This is a genomic window from Nonomuraea sp. NPDC052265 (genome assembly GCF_044547985.1).
In the GTDB taxonomy this organism is placed as follows: domain Bacteria; phylum Actinomycetota; class Actinomycetes; order Streptosporangiales; family Streptosporangiaceae; genus Nonomuraea.
Genome location: NZ_JBIUBJ010000004.1, coordinates 209,671 through 226,373, shown reverse-complemented (window position 1 = coordinate 226,373; position 16,703 = coordinate 209,671). Strand labels below are relative to the sequence as shown.

The following is a 16,703-nucleotide window of genomic DNA, read 5'->3' as shown; positions in this document are numbered from 1 at the left end:
TTTACCGGGCCTCAGAGCGTCTTCGCCGCCAGGCGGATCTCCTCCAGCAGGATCGCGAGGTCGTCCTCGGTGGTGTCCGGGTGCAGGAAGCAGGCCCGCAGCGCGTCCCGGCCGCCGAGGCGGGTGCCGGTGAGGAAGGCGTTGCCGCGTGCCTGGACCGCGCCCGGCAGGGCCCGGTTGAGCGCGTCGAGCCCGCCGGGTCCGCCGGGTGCGTCTGTCGCGGGCGTGTGGCGGAAGGCCGTGATGGAGGTGGCGACCGGCGCGAGCAGCTCGAAGTCCGGAGCCTGCCCGACCATGGCGGCGAGCGTGCGCGCCAGCCCGCTGGTGTGCTCGACCAGGCGCGTGACCCCCTCCCTGCCCAGGTACGACATCGTCGCCCAGGTCTTCAGCGCCCGGAACGGCCGGGTCTGCTCGGGCCCGTACTCGGCGAACCAGCCCAGGTCGTCGGCGCTGTCGTCGACCAGGTACGACGGCACCAGGCTGAAGGCGGCCCGCGCGGCGGCCGGGTCGCGCAGCAGCGCGCAGCCGCAGCCGACCGGCACGCCGAGCCACTTGTGCGGGTCGAGGGCCAGCGAGTCGGCCCGGTCCAGCCCCGCGTAGGCGGGCGCAGAACGCGCGTCGAGCACGCCGAGCGCGCCGTAGGCGCCGTCCACGTGGAACCAGAGCCCGTGCTCGGCGGCCACGTCGGCGATGGCGTCGAGCGGGTCGACCGCGCCGGAGTTGACGGTGCCCGCGCTGCCCGCAACGCAGAACGGCCGCAGCCCTGCCGCCAGGTCGTCGGCGATCATCGTGCGCAGCGCGGCGACGTCCATGCGGAAGGAGGCGTCCACCGGCACTTTGCGGACGTTGCGGGCGCCGAGGCCGAGGAGCTGGGCCGCCTTGTGCAGGCAGCTGTGCCCCTCCTCGGTGACGTACAGGACCATGGGCGGGCGGCCGTACAGGCCCTCCTCGCGGGCGTCCCAGCCGTCGGCGAGCGCGGTCCGCTGCCGGGCCGTGGCCAGGCAGACGATCGTGGCCATCGACGCGCCGCTGGTCAGCAGGCCGCCGCCGGGCGGATGGGGGAAGCCGACCAGCTCGGCCAGCCAGCGCACCACCGTACGCTCCAGCAGGGGGCCCGCGTGGTCGCCGCCCGCGCAGCTCGGGTTGAGCGCGGCGGCCAGCGGCTCGACCACCACGCCCGCGGGGGAAGGCGGCGAGTTGACCCAGCCGAAGAAGCGCGGGTGCCCGTTGCCCATCGGGTACGGCAGCACGTGGGCGCGCACGTCGTCGAGCAGCGCGTCCAGGGGGCGCCCGGCGGCGGGCAGCGGCAGCTCGGCCAGCCAGGCGCGCTCGGCGGCGGGCACCGGACGCCAGACCGGCCCGGCCGGGACGCCCTCCAGGTGGCCGGCCGCGATCTCGGCCGCCCTGACGCCGGCGCGGCGCAGCTCATCCATGCGGGGATTCCCTCCGGGTCTCGTGGTACCAGGTCTCGTGGTGGCCGCCGCCCAGCTCCATGGCCAGGTAGAAGACACAGTCGGCGGTCCCGTCGTTGGCGTAGGCGTGCCTGTGGTCGCCGGGGTAGGAGGCCGAGTCGCCGGCCTCCAGCTCGTACGGGCGGTCGTCGATCGTCAGGCGCAGCGTGCCGCGCTCGACGGCCAGGTACTCGCGCGAGCCCCGGGCGTGCGGCGCGAACTCGCCCGCGTCCACGCCGGGGCCGATCGTGGTCCGCATGAACTCGAACTCCACGTCGGCCAGCACCGGCGACAACACCCGCCGCTCCCAGCCCGACGGGTCGCGCAGCACCCGCTGCCGGTCGTGCCGCAGCACGCGCACGGCCTCGTGCGCCGGTTCGTCGAGGAGCCGGGAGATCGACGTGCCGAGGGCCGTGGCCAGGCGGTCGAGCACCAGCACGGTCGGCGACTTGGCGCCGCGCTCGACGTCGGAGACCATGCTCCGGCTGATGCCGCTCAGCTCGGCCAGGCGCTCGACGGACAGCCCGCGCCCGCGCCGCTCGGCGCGGATGCGCCCGCCCAGCTCGGCCAGGGACAGGCCGCTGGACAGGACGCCTTCACCTTGCATATCTCCACTATAGCGGAGAAATATCCTCTTTAGCGGCCTTGGTCTGCTCGTAGCCTGCCAGCACCTGCTTGCGGCGTTTGGCCGGCAGGCGGTCGATGTACAGGTAGCCGTCGAGGTGGTCGGTCTCGTGCTGGAGGCAGCGGGCCAGCAGGCCGGTGCCCTCGACCGTGACGGGCCTCCCCTCGGCGTCGAAGCCGTGGACGGCGGCGTGGTCGGGGCGGGGGAGCGGGGCGAACTGGCCGGGGACCGACAGGCAGCCCTCCTCGTCGGGGTCGAGGCGGCGCTCGCCGAGGCCGGGCAGCTCCAGGGTGGGGTTGACCACGACGCCCTTGTGCTGGACGCCCTCGGCGTCGGGGCAGTCGTAGACGAACACGCGCAGCGGCACGCCGATCTGGTTGGCGGCCAGGCCCACGCCCTCGGCCGCGTACATGCTCGCGAACATGTCGTCGACCAGCGCCGCCAGCTCGCCGTCGAACCGGGTGACCGGCTCGCACGGATGATGCAGCACCGGATCGCCCACGTGCACGATCGGCTGGACCTCTCCCACGACCACGCCTTCCTTTTGACCGCACTTTGCCGTGACCAGTCTATGAGCGGCGCCGGACGATCGATTCCGTCTCATGTGGCAAGACATATCCTCTCAAAAAATGAGACGCCCGCTAGGGTGCGGAGTACACATCGTCGTGAAGGAGTCTTTCGATGGACGCCGTCTACACCCATGGGCATCACGAGTCCGTCCTGCGCTCGCACCGGTGGCGCACCGCGGAGAACTCGGCCGCGTACCTGCTGCCGCACCTCAAGCCCGTGATGAAGGTCCTCGACGTGGGCAGCGGCCCCGGCACGATCACCGCGGACCTGGCCGCGCGGGTGGCCCACGTGACCGCGTCGGAGGTGACCGAGGAGGCGCTGGCGCTGGCCAGGGCCGAGATCGCCGCGCGAGGGCTGGACAACGTGGACTTCGCCGTCGCCGACGCGCACGCCCTCGACTTCCCCGACGACACCTTCTGCGTGGTCCACGCCCACCAGGTGCTCCAGCACGTGGGCGACCCGGTGCGGGCGCTGCGCGAGATGCGCCGGGTGACCAAGCCGGGAGGGTACGTCGCGGTCAGGGACAGCGACTACGCGGCCTTCGCCTGGTACCCGCGCCTGCCCGCCCTGGACGACTGGATGGCCCTCTACCAGCGGCTCGCCCGCGAGAACGGCGGCGAGCCGGACGCCGGACGGCGCCTGCTGTCCTGGGCCCGCGCCGCCGGCTTCCAGGACGTCACCGCCACCTCCTCCACCTGGTGCTTCGCCACCCCCGACGACCGCGCGTGGTGGGGCGGCATGTGGGCCGATCGCGTCCGGCGGTCGGCCATGGCCCGGCAGGCGCTCGCCACGGGCGCGGCCACCGAGTCGGACCTGCGGCGCATGGCCGACGGCTGGCTGGAGTGGGCCGCCGCCGACGACGCCTGGCTCTCGGTCCTGCACGGCGAGATCCTCTGCCGTCCCTGACCCGCCGAACGGCCCGCCCCTCACCCGACGGGCGGGGGCGTCAGGTCAGAGGCCGAGGGTGCGGGTGCGCTGCCACTGGGGGTCGCGGTAGAGCACCTGGTCGGTGCCCACCAGCTCGTCGGGGGCCGACAACATGGCGATCTCGCCCGCGGCCTGGAGCTGCAGCAGCAGGTCGCGCACCCGCGGCCCCACCGGCAGCCGCCCGGCGGGCAGCCCGAACCCGGCCCGCACCGTGTCGGCGATCTCCGACAGGTGGAACGGCCCGTCGAGCCCCGCCACGATGCCGCGCACCACGGTCATCGTGATCAGCTCCTCGGCCTCGGTGCGGGCGAGCTGCCAGGTGATCTGCTCCTTACGGCCCCCGGTCGCCGCGCACACCGTGCAGCCCCGCGTCAGGTCGGGGGCCACCTGCTCCACCGCCGAGCCGAGACAGGCCGAGCACCGGCCGTTCTCGGCGGCGTGCAGCTCGGCCGTCATCCGGCCGGCCAGCACCGCGCCGCAGTCGCAGCCGAAGCCGTCACCCAGGATGCCGCTCTGCGGCGAGATCGTATGCTTCGTCATCGAGCCGACTCTACCGGCCCCGGCCGTCCCCTCCGCGGGCCCGCGTCCCGTCAGCCGCGGGCGTCGGCGAGGCCGTGCAGGCGGCGAAGGGCCTTGCGGGCGGCCGCCGTGACGCGTTCGTCCGGGTGGTGGTCGATGATGACCCGCAGCACCCGGCCCGTCCACGGGTGGTCGCCGAAGGCCAGGATCGCGATCGTGCCCGCCTGCTCCTCCGCGTCCATCCCCATGGCGATCGACTCGATCACCTCGCCCGCCTCGCCGCCGCCGAACTCCAGCAGCGCCGCCGCCATGTCCACCAGCACCCAGGCGATCTCGTCGGGCGAGGGCCGGCGTTCCTCACGGCCCGTCCTGGCCGCGACCACCGCGCCCAGCCGCGGCTCCTCCAGCAGCCCGCCCAGCGCCCGGCGGCCCTCCTCGCCGAGGCCCGACGACAGCAGCTCCACGCCGACCGCCCTGCTCAGCGGGCTCACGCCGGCCAGCGCCCCGGCGATCTCGGCGGCGGCCCGCTCGCGGTCGCGGCCGTCCAGCCAGCCCGCCAGCTCCTCGCTCCGCTCGGCCTCGGGGTAGGAGCGCAGGCCGTGCAGCAGCGTGGCGGCGTCGGCGCCGGCGAGCGTCCCCATGACGGGGATCTCCTGCCCGGCGGTCTCGGCGATGATCAGCCGCGCCACCCACAACCCGAGCCAGCTCAGCGTGTACGGCTCCGCCTGCCGCACCAGCCCCAGATCGGTCAGCGTCCGGGGCACCCGGCCGGCGACCGGCTCCCTGGACAGGAACATGCGGATGAGCTCCAGCAGCAGCCGCTGGTCGGCGGCCAGCCGCGCCCGGCACAGCCGCGCCCACGCCTCCAGCACCCGGGCGTCGTCGCCGACGCCGTCCTCGTGCCCGTCCTCGTGCCCGCCCCGGCGCTCGTCGTCCCTGTCGAGCAGCGCCTTCAGTTCGTGCGAGAGCGGCGCGGCGCGGACCGCGGAGGCCAGGGTGGCGGCGTCCGGAAGCCGGATCGGCGGTTGCAGCGGCAGCGTGTCGTCGTCGTAGGACCTCACGGAGCCCATCCTGTCCTCATCGTCCGCTGGATCGGAATCGTCCCGCCGGATCGGAAAACGCCGGAAACTGGACGCGGTCCAGCGTACTCACGTCGTCCTCCGGCCACGAGGGGAAGATCGCGTCCGGAAAAGGGGAGGCGGCCGAAGGACGACATGGGCTAGAGTGCTGCGAAATGTCGGGAGAAAGGAGGCGCTGAGATGTTTGGCAAAGTAAGGGCGCTTTCTATTTCTCGGAGGAACCGTGCATTTCCGCCCTGCGGCCGAGGCTGACCTCGACCGCCTGCTCAGCTGCGTCGTCGACGAATCCATCAGCTGGGCCCATCCCGAACGACTGCTCTCCTTCCTGGAGAGCCGCAACTACCGGTACGACCGCATCTGGCTCGCCGAGGAGAACGGCGAGATCCTGGCCCGCGCCGTCTGGTGGGGCTTCGCAGGCGACGACCGGCCCCTTGCCCTCGACTGCGTCTACGTCCATCCCTCGGTCGAGGACCGTGTGAGCCTGGCCGCCGAGCTGCTGCGTCACGCGCACGCCGCGTTCGGCCAGGCGCCGGCGTACCACGTCTTCGTCTCCAACGGCTGGCGCGAGAACCCGAAGACCTCCGCGGCCGTCGCCTGGCGCTGGGAGGCCGCCGGCCACGCCGGGCTGACCGAGGAGCTGGAACGCCTGCGCTACGCCTGGACGTCCGGCTCGCCCGTGCCCGAGCCGTCCGGCCGGCTGGTCTTCCGCGGCGATGACGACGACGAGGTGTTCGTGGAGGCCTTCCGCCAGGTCGCCGAGGGCACCCTCGACTTCCACACCCGCCAGGCCCTGATGACCATGGACCCGGTGGAGCAGGCCCGCGAGGACGTGCGCGACAACCGCTCGATGCGGGGCGAGCGGTCCTGGTGGCGCCTGGCCTACGACGAGAGCGGCGACCTGGTCGGCGTCGCCCTGCCCTCCGCCAACGACGCCGGGCCCGTGGTCGGCTACCTCGGCGTGGTGCCCGCGCACCGGGGCCGCGGCTTCGTCGACGAGCTGCTCGGCGAGATCACCCGCTTCCACGCCGAGCGCGGCGTGCCGGGGATCATGGCCGACACCGACGCGGGCAACGTCCCGATGGCGCGGGCGTTCGAACGCGCGGGGTACGAGAACGTCTCGATCCGGCTGGTCCTGTCGGCCGATCCAGGAGCCGCCTGACCCTCCGGCCCGTCCCTGACGACGTACCTCGTCAGGGGCGGGCCGCCAGGCGCGTCCGGACGACCAGGTCGTGCAGGGCGTCGGCCGCGGCGGCCCGCTCGGGCAGCGCCGAGCCCTCGCGCGCCGCCTCCAGCGCGGCCGTCATCCGCGCCACGTCGTCGGCCACGCCCGCCACCCGCGGCGCCGCGCCGTGCTCGGCCTCCCGCTTGGCCGCCACCAGCTCCGGCAGGTACGGCGGCCCGTAGGGCAGCAGCCGCGTCAGGTCGGCCTCCAGCTCCCCGCTGCGCATCAGGTGGGTGCCCGTCGCCAGCACCCGGAAGGTTGGCCAGGTCGTGCGTGACCAGGTCCACCTCGACGCCGTCGCGCGTCCACGTCCGGTCGAGCGTCTGCGGGCCGGCGCGCAGCCCGACCACCTCCTCGGCCGGCAGCACGTGCACGCCGCGCAGGTCCACGTCGGAGTCCACGGACGGGAAGCCGTACAGGTGGGCGCCGCTCACCGTGGCGAACGCCACCGGGTACGGCTGCTCGCCGGGGATCTCCGGCAGCCAGGACGGCAGCGCGTTCACAGGTGCTCCTTCCGCACGCCCACCAGGAAGTCCTCCACGCGTTCGCGGTCCGGCCGCTCCGGCAGGACGCAGGGGGTGGCGGCCAGCTCCGCCGCCAGCGCGGCCCGCCAGGCGTCCACCTCGGCCCACGGCACCCGGCCGCTCCTGACCGCCAGCAGCCGCTCCCGGTGCGGGCCGACCTCCACCAGCGGCTCGCCGTGCCGGACCAGGTGCAGGCCGCTGAGCAGCAGCCGCAGCATGTGCATGGCCTGCTTCCACTTGGGCGCGCCCGGGTCGAGACGCCGGAACTGGTCACCGGCGTACCCGGCGAACGTCTGCCGCGCCCGCCCCGACACGAACGCCTCGCGCAGCTCGCGCAGCCGCCGCCCGGCCGGGGTCTCGACCTCCACGATCGGCGACCACAGGCACTCCAGCACCGTCGGGTTGGCCTCCAGCGCCAGCCCGCAGAAGCGCTCCACCTCCCACGAGAACTGCTCGGGCAGCGGCCCGTCACGGTGGGTGGGCGGCTTGGACAGCCGCCAGAAGTCCGCGGTGGGGGCCACGAACACGCCGCGCCGGTCGGTGTCGGACTCCTCGGTCTCCAGCCCGTACGCCCGAGAGCCCGTCACGACGGACAGGATGAGATCGTCATTCATCCGGACACCCTCCCACGGGGCTTGCGTTCGGGGGCCGACGGCTGGTCTGATCGAAAAGTGGGCGGCTATGACGAGGCTTACCGGCGCAGCATCCGGCGCCCGGAGGAGTTCTGGGCCGAGGCGGCACGCGACATCGACTGGGACGTCGCGCCCGCCGTGGTCACCGACGGGAGCCGATGGTTCCCCGACGGACGGCTCAACACCTGCCACAACGCGGTCGACCGGCACGTCGCGGCCGGACGCGGCGGGCAGGCGGCGCTGATCCACGACAGCCCGGTCACCGGCACGGTCCGCTCGATCACGTACGCCGAGCTGCTCGACGAGGTGGCGCGGACGGCCGGCATGCTGAAGGCGCTCGGCGTGACGGCCGGCGACACCGTCGTGATCTACATGCCGATGGTGCCCGAGGCGGTCGTCGCGATGCTGGCCTGCGCGCGGCTCGGCGCGGTGCACTCGGTGGTGTTCGGCGGCTTCGCGGCCAGGGAGCTGGCCCTGCGCGTCGAGCACGCCGAGCCCAAGGTGGTGCTCTCGGCCTCCTGCGGCATCGAGCCGGCCCGGATCGTGGCCTACAAGCCGCTGCTCGACGCCGCCCTCGACCAGGCGGCCCACCGGCCCGCCCACTGCGTGATCCTGCAGCGCCCGCAGTGCCCGGCCGAGCTCACGCCGGGCCGCGACCTCGACTGGCACGCGTCCGTACGCGCCGCCGAGCCCGCCGGGTGCGTCAGCGTGGCCGCCACCGACCCGCTCTACGTGCTCTACACCTCCGGCACCACCGGCCTGCCCAAGGGCGTGGTGCGCGACAACGGCGGCCACGCGGTCGCCCTGCGCTGGAGCATGACCAACGTCTACGGCGCCGCCCCCGGCGAGGTCTTCTGGGCGGCCTCCGACGTCGGCTGGGTCGTCGGCCACTCCTACATCGTGTACGCGCCGCTGCTGACCGGCTGCACGACCGTCCTGTACGAGGGCAAGCCGGTCGGCACGCCCGACCCCGGCGCGTTCTGGCGGGTGACCGCCCAGCACGGCGTGCGCACGCTGTTCACCGCGCCCACCGCGATCAGGGCCATCAAGAAGGAGGACCCCACCGGGAACTTCGCCAACAAGTGGGACCTGTCCGGGCTGCGGTACCTCTTCCTCGCCGGCGAGCGACTCGACCCCGACACCTACCACTGGGCGAGCGACCTGCTCGGCGTCCCCGTCATCGACCACTGGTGGCAGACCGAGACCGGCTGGCCCGTCGCGGCCAACTGCGTCGGCATCGAGACCCTGCCGATCAAGCCGGGCTCGCCGACGAAACCCGTCCCCGGCTACGACGTGCGCGTCCTCGACCCCGAGGGCCGCGAGTGCCCGCCCGGCGTGGACGGCGCGGTCACCGTCCGGCTGCCGCTGCCGCCCGGCTGCCTGCCCACCCTCTACCGCGACGAGGAGCGCTTCACGGCCTCCTACCTGTCCCGCTACCCCGGCCACTACCTGACCGGTGACGGCGGCCACATCGACGCCGACGGCTACCTCTTCGTCATGGGCCGCATCGACGACGTGATCAACGTGGCCGGCCACCGCCTGTCCACCGGCGCGATGGAAGAGGTGATCGCCGCTCATCCCGACGTCGCCGAGTGCGCCGTGATCGGGGTGGCCGACGCGCTCAAGGGCCAGCTCCCGGTCGGGTTCGTGGTGCTCAAGTCCGGCTCCGACCGCGACCCGGCCGACGTCGAGCGCGAGCTGACCGCCCTGGTGCGCGAGCACGTCGGGCCGGTCGCCGCCTTCCGCCGGGCCGTGGTGGTCGCCCGGCTGCCCAAGACGCGCTCGGGCAAGATCCTGCGCGCCACGATGCGCGACATCGCCGACGGGCGGCCGTACGCCACGCCGTCCACCATCGAGGACCCCGGCGTGCTGCCGGAGATCGCCGACGCCGTGAAAGGCCCATAGCGGAGCGTGCATCAGGGCGGCGCGGGGGCGCGGCCCGGCGCATGATGGGACATCCCGTCCCGGAGAGAAGGCTGATGATCGAGACCCCGAGTTACGCCGACGCCCTGCGGGTGCTCGGCTGCAAGGAGGGCAGGCTCGTCAAGGTGGTCGGCTTCGCCGCGGCCGCCGCCCGTACGGGATGGGCGCTGGCCGGGGGCGGGCTGCTCACCATGGGCCTGGCCGACCTGCGTTCCGACGTCGTGCGCTACGGCGAGGAGGTCATCCGCAGGATGCCCGAGCTGAAGGGCGGCGTGGACCGTTACACCCGCACCCAGCGCCTGGCCGCCGCGCACGCCGTGATCGTCGTCTCGGCCTGGTTCGAGGCGCTCGGGGAGGCCAAGCTGCCCTTCACCCTGGAGCAGCTCGACCGGGCCGACAAGATCTCCCACGGCGTGCCCACCCCCGAGCGTTTCGCCCGCCTGGTGGCCGGTCTCCTCATGGAACGCCTGCCCACCCCCGAACCGCACGTGCCCTTGGCCGAGACCCGTCAGGCCGTCGAGCGGGCCCACCTGCGCATGTCGGAGGCGATGGCCGGGTTCGTCGGCGGCCTCAGCGTGTGGGACGAGCTGCCCGTCGACGACCAGCTCCTGTTACCTCGCATGCTGGCCGAGGGGCCGCCCGCGCACGCCCTGCGCATCTACGACGAGGACTTCCGCTCGCTGTCCCTGGACAGCCACGAGTTCGGCGTGCGCAGCCTGGTCACCGACCGCCAGCCGCCGGGCACCGGCCTGTCGCGGGTGGCCTGGCTGCTGGCCGAGCTGGCCCCGCCGCGGGTCGGCGACCGTCCCATGATTCACCGGGCCAGGATGGCCGCGAACGCGCTCGACCGGCCCCTGCTGGCCGCGGGCAAGCTCCCCGAGGACGTCTCGCTCCCGCTGCTCGGCGAGGGTTATCTCAGCCCGCGCTGCCGGGTCGCCGAGCTGACCCGCGAGTCCGACCCCTCCTCCGTGGGCTGGTGGCGGGACCAGCGCCTGCTGCCCGACGCCGAGGCGTTCCTCGTCGGCCACCTCACCTCGCTGCGCGCCACCCAGGCGCCCCTGCTGGTCCTCGGCGAGCCGGGCTCGGGCAAGTCCAAGCTGACCGAGGTGCTGGGCGCCCGCCTGGCCAGGTCGGAGTTCCTGCCGATCAGGGTCGAGCTGCCGCGCGTCTCGCCGCGCGCGCCGGTCACCGAGCAGATCGAGCAGGCCGTCGCCGCCGTGCTGGAGGACGAGGTCGCCTACGCCGACCTGGTCGCCGCGGGCGACGGCGCGCTGCCGATGATCCTGCTCGACGGCTTCGACGAGCTGCTGCAGGGCGGCGTCAACCGCTACGACTACCTCGGGCACGTCCAGGAGTTCCAGCGCCGTGAGGCCGCGCTCGGGCGGCCCGTCGTGGTGATCGTGACCAGCCGGACCGTGGTGGCCGACCGCATCAGGTTCCCCGACGGGCTGCTGGCGCTGCAGCTCCAGCCGTTCGAGGACGACCAGGTGCGCCAGTGGCTGGACATCTGGGACCAGGCCAACCGCGCCCTGCTGGCCCGGCGCGACCTGAAACCCCTGCCCGCGGCGACCGCGCTGGCCCAGGGCGAGATGGCCAGGCAGCCGCTGCTCCTGCTGCTGCTCGCCCTCTACGACGCCGGCGGCAACGCCCTGCAGCGCGAGCACCGCCCGATCGGCCGCGCCCGCCTGTACGAGGTGCTGCTGCGCGACTTCACCGAACGCGAGACCGCCACCCCGCAACGGGTGCTGATCGACAGCGAGCTCGTCCTGCTCGGCACGGTCGCCCTGTCCATGCTCGCCCGCGGTCGCCAGGTCATCACCGAGGAGGACCTGGGCCGCGACCTGCCCGCCCTGTGCGAAGGCGGCGAGGACGAGCCCGACGAGCCCGACGAGCCGCGCCCGCCCGTCGACTGGGCCCGCCGGGCCACCGATCGCTTCTTCTTCATCCGCCGGGACGGCCACTCCTTCCTCCACTCCACCTTCGGCGAGTTCCTGACGGCCTGGCTGACCGTGTACGCGCTGCGCGACCTCGACCGGCGCCGCCACCTGGCCGGGGACGAGCCGCCGGCCCTGGCCCAGAGCGTGGACGACGACCTGCTGTACGCGGTCACGTCGTTCTCCTGCCTGGCCGAGCGCGGGCCGACGGTCGGGTTCATCCTGGAGCTGCTGGACGAGGTGCCGCCGGCCGTACGCGCCCGGTGCGTGGCCCACCTGGCCGGGCTGCTGCGCCGGTCCCTGCACGAGCACCGCCGCCGCTGCTTCACCGGCTTCGAGCCCGTACGCCATCCCGTCACCCGCCGCCTGGCCGCCTACTCGGCCAACCTGGCGCTGCTCATCGTGGCCGCCTCGCAGGAGCCCGTCCCCGTCTCCCACATCCTGGGCGGCCCCGACCCACTGGGCCGCTGGGCCTCCTTCAGCCACCTGTGGAAGGGCCAGCTCGGGCACGAGGGCTGGACGGGCCTGGTCAACGCCCTGTCGGCGCACCGCGTCGCCGGGCAGGGCCGGGAGGAGGTGATTCTCGGCGGCACCGAGGGCACCGCCATGGGCGACGTGATCGTCGCCGCCGCCACCGGCCACGCGCCCCGCCACCGCAGGCTGCTCGACCTGCTGATGCTCGCCGTGGGGGAGGGGCGCGCCCTGCGCTTCCGCGACCGGGTGGCCGTCCTGCGGGAGCTGCTGGAGACCGCGGCCGTGCGGTCCCCGGCGGTGCACCGGGCGCTGGGCGCGCTGTGGCGCGAGGACGGCGCCGACCACGCCGAGCTGCGCCCGCTGCTGGGCCTGGTGCTGGCCGACCCGACCGAGCGGGTCGCCACCTGGGAGCAACTGGTCAAGGCGGGCGTGCCGGAGGAGGAGCTCTGGCAGATCCGTCAGGGCGCCGACTGATCCACCGGCAGCTCCACGGTGATCGTCAGGCCGCCCTCGTCGCGCGGCCTGGCGGTGACCGTGCCGTGATGGGCCTCGGCGATGACCCGGACGATCGACAGGCCGAGCCCGCTGCCCCGCTCCGAGCGCAGCCGGTCGCCGTGCAGCCGCCGGAACGGCTGGAAGATCGTCTCGATCTCGTACGGCGGGACGTGCAGCCCCGTGTTGGCCACCACCAGCTCGACCTGCTCGGCCCGCCGCCGCGTCGTCACCCACACCTCGCCCTTGGGGTGGTTGTGCCGGATCGCGTTCTCCACCAGGTTCTGCACCAGCCGCTCGACCAGCACCGCCTCGCCCGTCGTCGGCGCCGAGTCCAGCAGCCGGTGGATCGTCACCTCCCGCTCGCCGGCCTCCTCGCCGGCCTGGTCGAGCACGTGCTCGGCGACGTCGGTCAGGTCGAAGGGCCGCCGGTCCAGCACCGACTGCTCGCCCTCGGCCAGGGCCAGCAGGCCGTCGATGAGGCGTTCGTGCCGGGTGTTGACCAGCAGCAGCGACTCGCCGAGCCGCTTGACGTCGTCGGTGGCGTCGGGACGGCGCACCGCCACGTCCACCAGCGTGCGGTTGATCGTCAGCGGGGTGCGCAGCTCGTGGGAGGCGTTGGCGACGAACCGGCGCTGTCCGTCGAACGAGCGCGCCAGCCGGCCCAGCATGGTGTCGTAGATCTCGGTCAGCTCCTTGACCTCGTCGCGCGGGCCCTCGTAGCCGATGCGCTCGGTCAGGTCGTGGCTCTGGGCGACCCGGCGGGCGGTCTCGGTCACCGTCTTGACCGGCCGCAGCACCCAGCCCGCCGCCCGCCAGCCGGCCCCGAACGCCGCGGCCGTGGCGGCCAGCACGATGAGCCCGCCCAGGGTGCGCACCCCGGCCAGCGTCTCGCGCTGGTAGGCCGAGCGCACCCGCATCGCGTTGCGGCGGGCGACCTCGTACGGCCGCTCGTAGCGGTAGTAGTTCTGGATGTAGTCGGGGGTGATCAGGTCGGCCCGGTACTCCAGCTCCGACCGGACGACGAAGTACACCCCGGTCACCGTCAGGGCGCCCAGGAAGAAGAACACCCCGGCGCAGGCCAGGGCGAAACGCATGCGTACGGTCATGGGACGCGGTACCCCGATCCCGGGACGGTCTCGATCACCTGGGGCTCGCCGAGCTTCTTGCGCAGCTTCATCATCGTGGTCCGCACGGTGTTGGTGAACGGGTCGATGTGCTCGTCCCAGACCTTCTCCAGCAGGTCCTCGGCCGAGACCACCGCGCCCTGGGCGCGCAGCAGCTCGGCCAGCACGCCGAACTCCTTGCGGGCCAGCGGGACGTACACGCCGTCGCGGAACACCTGCCGGTGCGCCCAGTCCAGCCGCACGCCCGCCCGCTCCAGCATCGGCGGGTCGGCCCGGCGGGCGCGCCGCCCGAGCGCGTGCACCCGCGCCACCAGCTCCTCGAACGCGAACGGCTTCGTCAGGTAGTCGTCGGCCCCCAGCGACAGCCCCGCCACCCGCGACCGCACGTCCCCCGACGCGGTCAGCATGAGCACCCTGACCAGCCGATCCTGCTCCACCACCGTCCGGCACACCTCGTCGCCGTGCACTCCCGGCAGGTCCCTGTCGAGGATCAGCACGTCGTAGTCGTGCACGCCGAGCCGTTCCAGCGCCGCCTCCCCGTCGTAGGCGACGTCGACGGCGAGCGCCTCGCCCCGTAACCCCTCGGCGATCGAGTCGGCGAGCATGCGCTCGTCCTCGGCGATCAAAACCCGCACCTGTAGCCCCCAAGAAAGATCATGAATGCCGCAAGTCTGGACCAGACCGCATAACGCGGGCGTAACCAGTTCCGGTGACGCCCAGGTTATCGGCGTCCCGCTGGACTGCCTCCCCTACGACCGGGACCGGCCCGGTCGGCTACGGGGGAGAAGGTTATGGCAGCCACCCTGGCCGGGACGCGTCCGCTCGCGCCCGCCGCGCGCCGCCCGCGCGGCCACGGGCTGTTCGCCTGCGTGCTGGCGCTCGCCGCCGCACTGCGCGTGCTGGTCATGCTCGGGTACGACACGGCGCAGCTCTACTGGTACGACTCCTTCACGTACCTGGACACCGCCGTGCACCTGCGGCCCCAGGCGGCCTTCCACCCCGCCGGGTACTCGTGGTTCCTGTGGGCCCTGCGGCCCTTCCACAGCGTGGAGCTGGTCGCCGGGGTGCAGCACGCGATGGGGCTCGGGGTCGGCGTGATGATCTACGCGCTGCTGCGCCGCCGTTCGCTGCCGGGCTGGGGGGCCGCCCTGGCGACCGTGCCGGTGCTGTTCGACCCGGCCTTCGTCCGGCTGGAGCACGCCGTGCTGTCGGACCTCCAGGTCATCTTCCTGATCACCGCCGCGCTGGTCGTCCTGATGTGGCGCCACGCCCCCTCCGGCCCGCCGCGGGGCCTCTGGCCCGGGGTGCCGTCGGCATGGGCCGCGGCGGTGGCGGGGTTGCTGCTCGCGCTCGCCGGGCTGACCAGGACCGCCGCCGTGCCGCTGCTGGCCCTGGCCGCCGGCTGGCTGGTGCTGCGCCGCGCGCCCTGGCGGCGGGTGGCCGCGCTGCTGCTGGCCGGCGCCCTCCCGCTGGCGGCCTATGCCGGCTGGTACGCCCAGCACCACGGCCGCTTCGCCCTCAGCGGCTCCGACGGCGTCGCCCTGTGGGCCCGCACCATGACCTTCGCCGACTGCTCGGTCATCCAACCCCCGCCCGCCGAGGCCCCCCTCTGCCCGAACGGCACCGTCGCCGACGCCGCCTCCGAGTACGTCTGGGCGCCCGGCGCCTCGCTCAACCGGCTCCCCGGCGACCGGTTCGCATACAACGACCTGGCCAGGTCCTTCGCCCTGCGCGCCATCGCCGCCCAGCCGCTGGACTACCTGCGGGAGGTGGCCCGCGACACCTCCCTGGCCTTCACCTGGCGGCCGGTCGCCCACCCGCGGCGGATGAGCCCGTCCACGACCTTCCCCCGCGGCTCGTGGACGCTGCCCGAACAGCACGCCCTCATCGCGAAGGTCCGCTCCGAGTACGACCCCGCCATCCGCGGCATGACCTCCACCGAGCCGTACGCCTCGATCCTGGCCGCCTACCCCTACCCGTGGTTCCTGCACGGCACGGCCTTCGGCGTACTGCTCCTGATCGGCGGCCTGGGCTCGGCCGGACGCCGCCGCGCCGCCCTGCTGCCGTGGGCGATGGGGGCGTTCCTGCTCGTCGCCCCGGTGGCCGCCCTCGACTTCGACCACCGCTACGTCCTGCCCGCCATCCCCTTCGCCTGCGTGTCCGCCGCGCTGGCCGTGGCGGGGGGCCGGAGCTGGTGGTTTCCCGGGGTGGCCTTTCGGAGGCTGACATCTTTGCGAAAAAATACGTAATATCCACTGCATCGCGAGCGTTGGGGGCGCCAAGGTGCCGGGACAGAGCGTGGGTGTGGTCGTCGATCCGGGGGTGCCCCCGGAGGTCGCGGGGTTGTTGCGGGCCAACGCTCCGCTGCTGTCCAGGATGCGGTCGGGCTGGGTGCCCCCGGCCGAGGCGCGGCCGGACCGGTTCAAGAGCGTCTCCAGCGTCGCGCTGCTGGCCGCCACGCCCGCGGTGGTCGCGCTCATGACCGTGCTGCTGGCCTGGTCTCATCCGGCCGCCGGGTTCACGTTGCTGGGGGCGTTCGTCTTCGTCGTCCTGGTCAAGATCGCCTCGATGAGCGAGCTGCCCGAGCAGGACCTGTCGCGCGACCGCGACGTGTACGAGCGGGTCCGCCCGTACCGGGGCCGCTACCTGCTGCCCGAGGACTTCGACCGGGACGCCGCGGACGTGCTGGCCAGGGCGCAGCGGGCCATCGGCTCGGTGCTGCGCTCGCACGTCAACGCCGAGGGCCTGCTCGACGGCGCCCGCAACGCGCTCATGCTGCCCGCCCAGGAGTGGGAGATCGCCCGCCTGCTGGCCAAGCTGTCGGCCTTACGCGCCGAGCACGAGGCCCTGGTGTCCAGGGGCATCGCCCCCGAGGTGGCCGCGGTGATCGAGCCCCTGGACAGAGCCCTGGCCACCAGCGAGGCCGCCATGATCGCCCGTGTCGAGGCCCTGGAACGTTACGCCGGGCACGTCGCCGAGGCCGAACGCGCCTACCATGCCCGCGGCCAGATCGAGGAGCTGCGCGCCCGCCTGCCGCGCTACGAGGAACTGCTGGCCGAGACCGGCGCCGACGCGCTGGCCGTCCCGGAGATCGACCGGCTCGCCGAGGACGCCGACCACCTGGAGCAGGTGCTTCGGCGCAGCGTGCGGTCGGCGCACGAGGCGTTCCGGTACCTGGAGAGCTGACATCGGACAATACGCCAC

At 73.7% G+C, this 16,703-nt stretch carries 15 protein-coding genes and 1 pseudogene; 6 read left to right on the top strand and 10 right to left on the bottom strand.

Annotated features, from left to right (window positions below; translation table 11 throughout):
* Nucleotides 1–11: 11 nt before the first annotated feature.
* The 3 genes from ACIHAD_RS14645 to def are packed head-to-tail and all read right to left on the bottom strand — an operon-like array spanning nucleotide 12 to nucleotide 2,605.
* Complete coding sequence (locus ACIHAD_RS14645; RefSeq protein WP_397354907.1) at nucleotides 12–1,433, bottom strand: pyridoxal phosphate-dependent decarboxylase family protein; 1,422 nt, start codon at nucleotides 1,431–1,433, stop codon at nucleotides 12–14.
* Nucleotides 1,426–2,058, bottom strand: a complete 633-nt coding sequence (locus tag ACIHAD_RS14640; protein ID WP_397354906.1) for a helix-turn-helix domain-containing protein — start codon at nucleotides 2,056–2,058, stop codon at nucleotides 1,426–1,428. Before ACIHAD_RS14640 ends, ACIHAD_RS14645 begins: the two co-directional genes overlap by 8 nt.
* A 7-nt stretch (nucleotides 2,059–2,065) precedes the next feature.
* Nucleotides 2,066–2,605: a peptide deformylase gene (gene def, locus ACIHAD_RS14635; RefSeq protein ID WP_397354905.1), complete on the bottom strand. Its 540-nt coding sequence runs from the start codon at nucleotides 2,603–2,605 to the stop codon at nucleotides 2,066–2,068.
* A 152-nt stretch (nucleotides 2,606–2,757) separates the two neighbouring features.
* Between def and ACIHAD_RS14630 the strand changes: the two genes are divergently transcribed.
* A complete protein-coding gene (locus ACIHAD_RS14630; protein ID WP_397354904.1) occupies nucleotides 2,758–3,552 on the top strand; it encodes a class I SAM-dependent methyltransferase in 795 nt (264 codons plus the stop codon).
* Nucleotides 3,553–3,597: 45 nt separating this feature from the next.
* On the opposite strand, the gene ACIHAD_RS14625 is transcribed toward ACIHAD_RS14630, so the two are convergent.
* The gene (locus ACIHAD_RS14625) at nucleotides 3,598–4,113 is read right to left on the bottom strand and encodes a hypothetical protein (RefSeq protein ID WP_397354903.1); all 516 of its coding nucleotides are present in this window, start codon (nucleotides 4,111–4,113) and stop codon (nucleotides 3,598–3,600) included.
* A gap of 50 nt (nucleotides 4,114–4,163) precedes the next feature.
* Nucleotides 4,164–5,153 carry a hypothetical protein gene (locus ACIHAD_RS14620; RefSeq protein WP_397354901.1) on the bottom strand — a complete coding sequence of 330 codons (990 nt, stop codon included), beginning with the start codon at nucleotides 5,151–5,153 and terminating at the stop codon, nucleotides 4,164–4,166.
* A gap of 241 nt (nucleotides 5,154–5,394) precedes the next feature.
* Between ACIHAD_RS14620 and ACIHAD_RS14615 the strand changes: the two genes are divergently transcribed.
* The gene (locus ACIHAD_RS14615) at nucleotides 5,395–6,330 is read left to right on the top strand and encodes a GNAT family N-acetyltransferase (protein ID WP_397354900.1); all 936 of its coding nucleotides are present in this window, start codon (nucleotides 5,395–5,397) and stop codon (nucleotides 6,328–6,330) included.
* A 31-nt stretch (nucleotides 6,331–6,361) separates the two neighbouring features.
* On the opposite strand, the gene ACIHAD_RS14610 is transcribed toward ACIHAD_RS14615, so the two are convergent.
* From ACIHAD_RS14610 to ACIHAD_RS14600, 3 genes and pseudogenes are all read right to left on the bottom strand, one after another.
* On the bottom strand, nucleotides 6,362–6,643 hold the full coding sequence (locus tag ACIHAD_RS14610) for a hypothetical protein (RefSeq protein WP_397355390.1): 282 nt from the start codon (nucleotides 6,641–6,643) through the stop codon (nucleotides 6,362–6,364).
* Between the two features lie 73 nt (nucleotides 6,644–6,716).
* Nucleotides 6,717–6,827, bottom strand: a pseudogene (locus tag ACIHAD_RS14605) (DNA polymerase beta superfamily protein); the annotation flags it as partial.
* A 65-nt stretch (nucleotides 6,828–6,892) separates the two neighbouring features.
* Nucleotides 6,893–7,531 carry a DNA polymerase beta superfamily protein gene (locus tag ACIHAD_RS14600; protein WP_397354899.1) on the bottom strand — a complete coding sequence of 213 codons (639 nt, stop codon included), beginning with the start codon at nucleotides 7,529–7,531 and terminating at the stop codon, nucleotides 6,893–6,895.
* Between the two features lie 57 nt (nucleotides 7,532–7,588).
* Here ACIHAD_RS14600 and ACIHAD_RS14595 point away from each other — a divergent pair, with 57 nt between their 5' ends.
* The gene (locus ACIHAD_RS14595) at nucleotides 7,589–9,454 is read left to right on the top strand and encodes a propionyl-CoA synthetase (RefSeq protein WP_397354898.1); all 1,866 of its coding nucleotides are present in this window, start codon (nucleotides 7,589–7,591) and stop codon (nucleotides 9,452–9,454) included.
* Between the two features lie 74 nt (nucleotides 9,455–9,528).
* Nucleotides 9,529–12,354, top strand: a complete 2,826-nt coding sequence (locus ACIHAD_RS14590; protein ID WP_397354897.1) for an NACHT domain-containing protein — start codon at nucleotides 9,529–9,531, stop codon at nucleotides 12,352–12,354.
* Here the strand turns inward: ACIHAD_RS14590 and ACIHAD_RS14585 are convergent.
* Nucleotides 12,339–13,481, bottom strand: a complete 1,143-nt coding sequence (locus ACIHAD_RS14585; RefSeq protein WP_397354896.1) for a sensor histidine kinase — start codon at nucleotides 13,479–13,481, stop codon at nucleotides 12,339–12,341. The two genes, ACIHAD_RS14590 and ACIHAD_RS14585, sit on opposite strands and share 16 nt — an antisense overlap.
* Nucleotides 13,478–14,134: a response regulator transcription factor gene (locus ACIHAD_RS14580; RefSeq protein ID WP_397354895.1), complete on the bottom strand. Its 657-nt coding sequence runs from the start codon at nucleotides 14,132–14,134 to the stop codon at nucleotides 13,478–13,480. Before ACIHAD_RS14580 ends, ACIHAD_RS14585 begins: the two co-directional genes overlap by 4 nt.
* Nucleotides 14,135–14,290: 156 nt before the next feature.
* Between ACIHAD_RS14580 and ACIHAD_RS14575 the strand changes: the two genes are divergently transcribed.
* Together ACIHAD_RS14575 and ACIHAD_RS14570 are read left to right on the top strand one after the other, a co-directional pair.
* Nucleotides 14,291–15,748, top strand: a complete 1,458-nt coding sequence (locus ACIHAD_RS14575; RefSeq protein ID WP_397354894.1) for a hypothetical protein — start codon at nucleotides 14,291–14,293, stop codon at nucleotides 15,746–15,748.
* A gap of 49 nt (nucleotides 15,749–15,797) precedes the next feature.
* Nucleotides 15,798–16,685: a hypothetical protein gene (locus tag ACIHAD_RS14570; RefSeq protein ID WP_397354893.1), complete on the top strand. Its 888-nt coding sequence runs from the start codon at nucleotides 15,798–15,800 to the stop codon at nucleotides 16,683–16,685.
* The last annotated feature ends 18 nt before the right edge of the window (nucleotides 16,686–16,703 follow it).

Coding starts and splice junctions, on each gene's coding strand:
- ACIHAD_RS14645 (WP_397354907.1), bottom strand. CDS start 1,433: ATGGATGAGCTGCGCCGCGCCGGCGTCAGGGCGGCCGAGATCGCGGCC.
- ACIHAD_RS14640 (WP_397354906.1), bottom strand. CDS start 2,058: ATGCAAGGTGAAGGCGTCCTGTCCAGCGGCCTGTCCCTGGCCGAGCTG.
- ACIHAD_RS14630 (WP_397354904.1), top strand. CDS start 2,758: ATGGACGCCGTCTACACCCATGGGCATCACGAGTCCGTCCTGCGCTCG.
- ACIHAD_RS14625 (WP_397354903.1), bottom strand. CDS start 4,113: ATGACGAAGCATACGATCTCGCCGCAGAGCGGCATCCTGGGTGACGGC.
- ACIHAD_RS14600 (WP_397354899.1), bottom strand. CDS start 7,531: ATGAATGACGATCTCATCCTGTCCGTCGTGACGGGCTCTCGGGCGTAC.
- ACIHAD_RS14590 (WP_397354897.1), top strand. CDS start 9,529: ATGATCGAGACCCCGAGTTACGCCGACGCCCTGCGGGTGCTCGGCTGC.
- ACIHAD_RS14585 (WP_397354896.1), bottom strand. CDS start 13,481: ATGACCGTACGCATGCGTTTCGCCCTGGCCTGCGCCGGGGTGTTCTTC.
- ACIHAD_RS14575 (WP_397354894.1), top strand. CDS start 14,291: ATGGCAGCCACCCTGGCCGGGACGCGTCCGCTCGCGCCCGCCGCGCGC.